The organism is Wolbachia endosymbiont of Madathamugadia hiepei (assembly GCF_013366855.1).
GTDB lineage: Bacteria > Pseudomonadota > Alphaproteobacteria > Rickettsiales > Anaplasmataceae > Wolbachia.
Window position 1 is genome coordinate 1 of record NZ_WQMP01000058.1, and the last position, 6149, is coordinate 6149.

At 36.4% G+C, this 6149-nt stretch carries 8 protein-coding genes; 1 reads left to right on the forward strand and 7 read right to left on the reverse strand.

Features of this window, described 5'->3' with window-relative positions:
* Window positions 1–18: 18 nt before the first annotated feature.
* From GO685_RS02905 to yihA, 4 genes are all read right to left on the reverse strand, one after another.
* Window positions 19–408, reverse strand: coding sequence for a hypothetical protein (locus tag GO685_RS02905; protein WP_175937504.1), 390 nt, complete (start codon window positions 406–408; stop codon window positions 19–21).
* A 176-nt stretch (window positions 409–584) separates the two neighbouring features.
* Window positions 585–1832 carry an IscS subfamily cysteine desulfurase gene (locus tag GO685_RS02910; RefSeq protein ID WP_175937507.1) on the reverse strand — a complete coding sequence of 416 codons (1248 nt, stop codon included), beginning with the start codon at window positions 1830–1832 and terminating at the stop codon, window positions 585–587.
* Window positions 1833–2130: 298 nt separating this feature from the next.
* Window positions 2131–3042, reverse strand: a complete 912-nt coding sequence (argB, locus tag GO685_RS02915) for an acetylglutamate kinase (RefSeq protein WP_175937508.1) — start codon at window positions 3040–3042, stop codon at window positions 2131–2133.
* Window positions 3043–3046: 4 nt separating this feature from the next.
* Entirely contained in the window at window positions 3047–3643 is a 597-nt protein-coding gene (yihA, locus tag GO685_RS02920) for a ribosome biogenesis GTP-binding protein YihA/YsxC (RefSeq protein WP_410543292.1), read from the reverse strand.
* Between the two features lie 116 nt (window positions 3644–3759).
* On the opposite strand from yihA, the gene prfA reads away from it, so the two are divergent.
* Complete coding sequence (gene prfA, locus GO685_RS02925) at window positions 3760–4839, forward strand: peptide chain release factor 1 (protein ID WP_175937506.1); 1080 nt, start codon at window positions 3760–3762, stop codon at window positions 4837–4839.
* 16 nt (window positions 4840–4855) lie between these two features.
* On the opposite strand, the gene GO685_RS05535 is transcribed toward prfA, so the two are convergent.
* The 3 genes from GO685_RS05535 to GO685_RS05545 are packed head-to-tail and all read right to left on the reverse strand — an operon-like array spanning window position 4856 to window position 6017.
* Window positions 4856–5146 carry a hypothetical protein gene (locus GO685_RS05535; RefSeq protein WP_246226369.1) on the reverse strand — a complete coding sequence of 97 codons (291 nt, stop codon included), beginning with the start codon at window positions 5144–5146 and terminating at the stop codon, window positions 4856–4858.
* 14 nt (window positions 5147–5160) lie between these two features.
* A complete protein-coding gene (locus GO685_RS05540; RefSeq protein WP_246226371.1) occupies window positions 5161–5445 on the reverse strand; it encodes an MFS transporter in 285 nt (94 codons plus the stop codon).
* A gap of 50 nt (window positions 5446–5495) precedes the next feature.
* The gene (locus tag GO685_RS05545; protein ID WP_343033209.1) at window positions 5496–6017 is read right to left on the reverse strand and encodes an MFS transporter; all 522 of its coding nucleotides are present in this window, start codon (window positions 6015–6017) and stop codon (window positions 5496–5498) included.
* Window positions 6018–6149: the final 132 nt, after the last annotated feature.

The window sequence follows — 6149 nt, forward strand, 5'->3', positions numbered from 1 at the left end:
TAGTTTCTCTATTTTTAGCTAAGTTAAACTACCAGTTTTTGCTACATCTTTCCTTATTTTCTCATGATAAACTTTTTTCACAGAGACTAGGTATTTGTCTACCACGCGTTTAATACCCTTTAGATTATTATCTATGTCATTACTCTCTTGATTTTTTTGAGCACTCTCCCTTTTTATATTTTCTACCTCATTATCAAGCTCTTTATCGAATCTTGCAAGAAAGCCTTCAGCAAACTGCTTCTCATTTTCAGTAGGTTGCATCTCTACTGAGAATGAGCCTTCTTCTAAAAAAGATAAAGGGCCACATAAAACATACTCCTCACTTTCGTTTGTCCAATAATCAGCTTCTGGACATTTTGAATAAAGCTCTTGCCTACTGTGCATTCCATAAGTCATATCGATAACCATTATTTACTTATATATTCTATGCTGATTATAGAATATATGTAAGTCAACGAAAAAGTAGATCTCTTTTATGACCAATTTATGGTAAAAAATTTTGAGGAAAAACGCAGATGAGCACCGCAGAATACTTGGGAGAAGCACAAGCAAGTCGTTGACGCAAAATCAGAAAGCAGGTAGATCTAATGAGAGTCCCATTTCACGGTGTTTAAATCTACTCCTTCTTGCACCATTTCCCAAAGTGGGCTCATTTCTCTCAGTCGCCCAACATTTTTAGCAATAAGATCTGCTGCATATAAAATTTCATCTTTAGTGGTAAATCGGCCAAGGCCAAATCTAATTGATGAATGCTCAAGGTCATGGCCATTGTTTAGTGACCGTATGACATAGGAAGGTTCAAGAGATGCAGATGTGCATGCAGAACCGGAACTTACCGCCAAATCCTTGATTGCCATGATGAGAGATTCGCCCTCAACGTAGGGAAAACTTAAGTTTAGGTTGCCAGGAATTCTATTTTCATAATCACCATTTAAAACAACATCAGGAAATGTTTCTTTTATCTTGCTGTACAAAATATCTCTCAGTTCTTCCAACTTGGTTGCTTCTGTTTCCATTTCTTCTTTAGCAATACGTGCTGCTTCACCAAAACCAACTGCAAGAGGAGTTGGAACTGTTCCGGAACGCATACCTCTCTCCTGTCCACCACCACTAATCAGTGGTGTCAGCCTAACACGAGGATTCTTTCTCCGGACATATAATGCACCTATCCCCATTGGTCCATAAATTTTGTGGCTAGAAAGGCTCATGAGATCAATGCTCATCTCATTAACATCGATCGGCACTTTTCCAAAGCTTTGAGCAGCATCTGTGTGGAAAAATATATTATGCTTCCTACATATTGCACCAATTTCCTTGACAGGCTGTACTACTCCAATTTCATTATTTGCCATCATCACTGAAACCAGAATTGTTCTGTCAGTGATTTTTTCTTCGAGTTTCGACAAATCTATAATTCCATTTTGCTTGACAGGCAAATATGTAACTTTAAAGCCTTCATTCTCCAGATGCCGACAAGAATCCAAAACGCACTTATGCTCTGTGCAGACAGTTATTATATGGTCTCCTTTGTTCCTATAAAAGTGAGCAACACCCTTTATTGCCATGTTATTTGACTCGGTTGCACCTGAGGTAAAAATAATTTCTTTGCTATCTGCGTTTACCAGACCGGCAATGTGCTTCCTTGCTTTTTCCACTGCTTCTTCAGCAGCCCAACCAAATGAATGGCTACGAGAGTGTGCATTACTAAACTCACCAAAATAAGGTATCATCATCTCTAAAACACGAGAATCTACTTTAGTAGTAGACTGATAATCAAGAAATACCGGTAATTTTATCTTAGCACTGTGTGCTTTCTTATTTTCTACATTCATAGTCAGTATAAGCATAGAAGCTACAGTACTTCATAGCACTAAAGCTTAATTTTTTCAAGATATAATCTTGCTCAAGTACAAAATCCTATATGCAAACTTGTCCATAGGGATAACGAGGAAGAAGCACCGGCTATGGCGCTGGTTCATTCTATAATGATGTCATCCAAGTAGGTCTGCTACGCAAATTACCTACAAATCACAATGTTCGTACAGATGTGCGTCACAAACTGGAACGACACCATCTATTATGTAAATTGTTTCCAGACTTTAAACATTCTTACAGTTGTAAGTAGTGTAGCTACAAATCATTCACAATTGATACACTCAAATTATCTTCAGTAAATAGATCAATCAGGATATTAGGTATTCTACCATTAACTATATGAGCAGTTCCGGCACATTCTTCCACCATTTTGGCACACGTTATAAGTTTTTCAATAAGCCTTTCTCCTTTAATTTTACCGCAATTAATTGATGCATTTAAACTTTTAACAGATATCTTTCTACCACCAATTTTATCTATTTCTTCATCTGCATCACTAAAGGTCACCATTTTAGATGCAGAAATTGCAATTGCTATCGCACTTGCAGCACTATCGGCATCAACGTGATATGTTTCTTCATTTCCTCCATGACCAATAGGCGCAATAACTGGTATAAAATCTGACTCCTCAACAAAAAATAGTATATCAGGATTGATCTCAATTGGTACTCCGATAAACCCCATATCTAATATTTTTTCGATATTGTTTGATCCATTTTCCCTAAGCGTAGTGCTTATCTTTTCAGCTTTTATTAGGCTGCCATCTTTTCCACATAACCCAATGGCTGAACCACCAGCAGCATTTATATGCTGAACAATTTTTTTATTAACTGAACCACATAGCGCCATTTCAATGATTTTTACGGTATCTTTGTCTGTAAGTCTGATATCATTTACAAACTTACTATCCATACCTAAGGTTTTTAATACAGAATTAATTTCACACTCTCCATCATGAACTATGACTGGATTTATACCAAGCTGTTTCAACAAGACAACATTGTGCACAAAAGCATTGAGGAGCATTCTGTCTGAGATTGTCATACTGCTGCATTTGATGACAAAAGTTTCGCCGACAAAGTTGGGTATATTAGACAGCACTTCAAGCAACATTTCTGCTTTTTGTTTAAATGGTATTCCACCATTTGAAAATTCACTGCTCTTCATTTCTTTATCTTGTAAACTTGAAAAACTCATCCCTTACCTTGACTATTTTACATTTAGCACGGGTGCTTATTTGATGAATTGACACATTCTCATTATTAACCCATTTTTGAATACTTTCTAGAATGGCATCGAGATTTTTTTGACCTACTTTGTCTATTTTTGTTAGCACAACATCAAAGTTAACATTATTATATGTTAACCAATAAATAAAGTCCTTGTCTATTTCTTTTAGCCCTACTTTGCTATCTACCAGCACAAATACTCTTTTTAGGCTTCTTCTTTGAGCTAAATAATACTCAATCAGATCTAAATATTGCATTGTTTCTTCCTTGCTTGCACAAGAATAGCCATACCCTGGCAGATCAACAAGTCTGAACTTGTCATTGTACATAGAGTAAAAATTTATTTGTCTAGTGCATCCAGGTTTAGAAGAAACTCTGGCAGCTTTTTTGCTGTTTATCAGTAAGTTAATTAAACTGGATTTTCCTACATTTGATCTACCGGCAAACGCAATCTCTGGAACCGATTCATCTGGTAATGATTTTATGTCTGAAGCTCCAAACATAAAATTGCTGTTTGATGTCATCCTTCTTGCCATTATGTATAGAAATATCTAAGATAGTATTTATATTATAATGTTATTGCTTGGTGTAAAAAATTTTTTATTTCAAGCATATATTGTTTACTTAAGTAGTTAAAATATTAGATCTGAGCTTTATGGATATAGAAAACAATTTACAAGATTTGAAGAAAAAATTTAATGATATAGAAAGGAGATTAGAAAATCCTACCAATTTAAGTCAAAAAGAATTTATCAACCTTTCAAAAGAATACTCTGAGCTCAGGCCGATTATCCGGATAATCGATGAATACAACACGCTGAAAGAAGAAATTTCAGACTTAGAGGAAATAATCAAAGATGAAAATAGCGAATATGATATAAAAGAGTTAGCAAAAGAAGAACTTCTTGAGAAGCAAAAGGTATCATTACCACAAGTAAAAGCCAAGCTGAAATTAGCGCTATTGCCTAAAGATGAAGACGATTCAAGAAACGCAATATTAGAAATCAGAGCAGGTACAGGAGGAGAAGAAGCGGCATTATTTGCAGCAATGTTATTCCGCATGTACCAAAAATATGCAGAAAGGAGAAATTGGAAATTTGAGCCAATAAGCATTTCCAGTACAGGTATAGGTGGTTATAAGGAAGCTTCTGCACTTATCAACGGCACAGAAGTTTTTGCAAGGTTGAAATTTGAATCGGGAGTACACAGGGTGCAGAGGGTACCAGAAACTGAATCCTCGGGAAGGCTGCACACTTCGGCAGCTACTGTTGCCATATTACCTGAAGTTGAGGAAGTTGATTTTACAATAGAGGAAAAAGATCTACGAATAGATGTTTACAGGTCTAGCGGCCCTGGAGGACAGTCAGTAAACACAACTGACAGCGCAGTAAGATTTACTCACCTGCCAACAGGAATAGTTGTAATACAGCAAGATGAAAAATCGCAGCACAAAAATAAAGCTAAAGCGCTGAAAGTATTGAGAGCAAGATTATATGAAATTGAAAGACAAAAAAAAGAAATGGAAAGGTCAACAATGAGGAAAAGCCAAATAGGCTCTGGAGATCGTTCTGAACGCATAAGAACTTATAACTTTCCACAATCAAGAATAACAGACCATAGAATTAATCTGACTTCACATCGGCTAGAGCAAATTATAAAAGAGGGCGAACTAGACGAATTTATTGAGGCATTAATTTCACGCAACGAAGCAGAAAGGTTGGCGGGAGAGAGTTAAAGCCACAATAGAACAATTACACAGGATCTTTTAAAAGCAATAAATAGGCAGTAAAAATAAGTCCTAACACTACTGCAGATAGAACAAGAATAGCTACACTAGCTACTTGACCGTTGTAAACACAGCTCACCAAGCCGATAACAATAGCCATAATCAAGGTTCTAATAGATGAGACTGTAGAAAAAGCTATACCTTTGATTTCAGGAAAAATATTCATTGATATGTTAAAAATAACTGCTTGACAAGTTGCATAGCCAATACAAAAGACAATCATAGATAGTGTCATTAAGTAAGAAGAATGTGGCACAGTTACACTGAATATCACAAGCAATAGAGACCCGATAGCAACACGCTCGTACCAGAAATGACACAGCATATTTCTCCAAATTTCTGCAGGATTTTACTAGCAAATAGGCTGACAAGTGAGAAGCATCCAACTATTGCACCTTGATGTAATGCGTAAATAGCGCTAGGTAAACCAAAAGTCTCCATGTATAAAAAAGGCCCACAAGTGATAAATGACATATAAGCAGCAGAAAACAGGCCTAGTATCAAAGATAGCACCACAAATTTTGAACTAGACAATAATTTTATGTAATCTTTCATTATTTTTTTCAAACTGAAAATATCACGACCTTTTCCTGTTTCTGGTAACGCTAAGAGCAAAAAAACCAAGAGATCAAGCAAATTATTGCAACACTTGCATAATTGCCACGCCATCCTACGATTTCATTGATGAGACTACCTAAGATTGGCACAATTGCCAGAACAACTACGAGAACAGAATTCATAATTCCGATAAATTTCACCGCCTTGCTACCTTTATAGTTGTCTGCAACAATTGCAAGTACGATTGCGGATGTACTGCTACCTATACCTTGAATAAAGCGAGAGGTTAAAAGCCAAAAAATCGACGGCGCAAAAACGCAGCCAACAGCACCTATTAATAACAAGGCGTTGCCTACGATCATAATTCTCCTCCGGCCATAGCATTCAGAAAATGGACCAAAAAACAACCCTCCTATGCAAAAGCCTAGGAAATGATAAGAAACGGTCAACTGAATTGTACCTTTTGATACATTGAAATAGCGCACCATATCTGGAAAGCTAGGTATGGAAATACCGACTCCAATGAATTCGGCAATTAAAGATAAGATTAATAGAAAGGGTAGTAACACATTCAAAATTTTCAATCGATGGATAAAAGTAGCGCATCTAAAACGCTAACTATGGATTAGCCGATAAAGAAAGAGCTGGAAATAGAGGGCTTTTTGGGTTGCATGGAATATGAAATAAGCGTAGAAAAGATG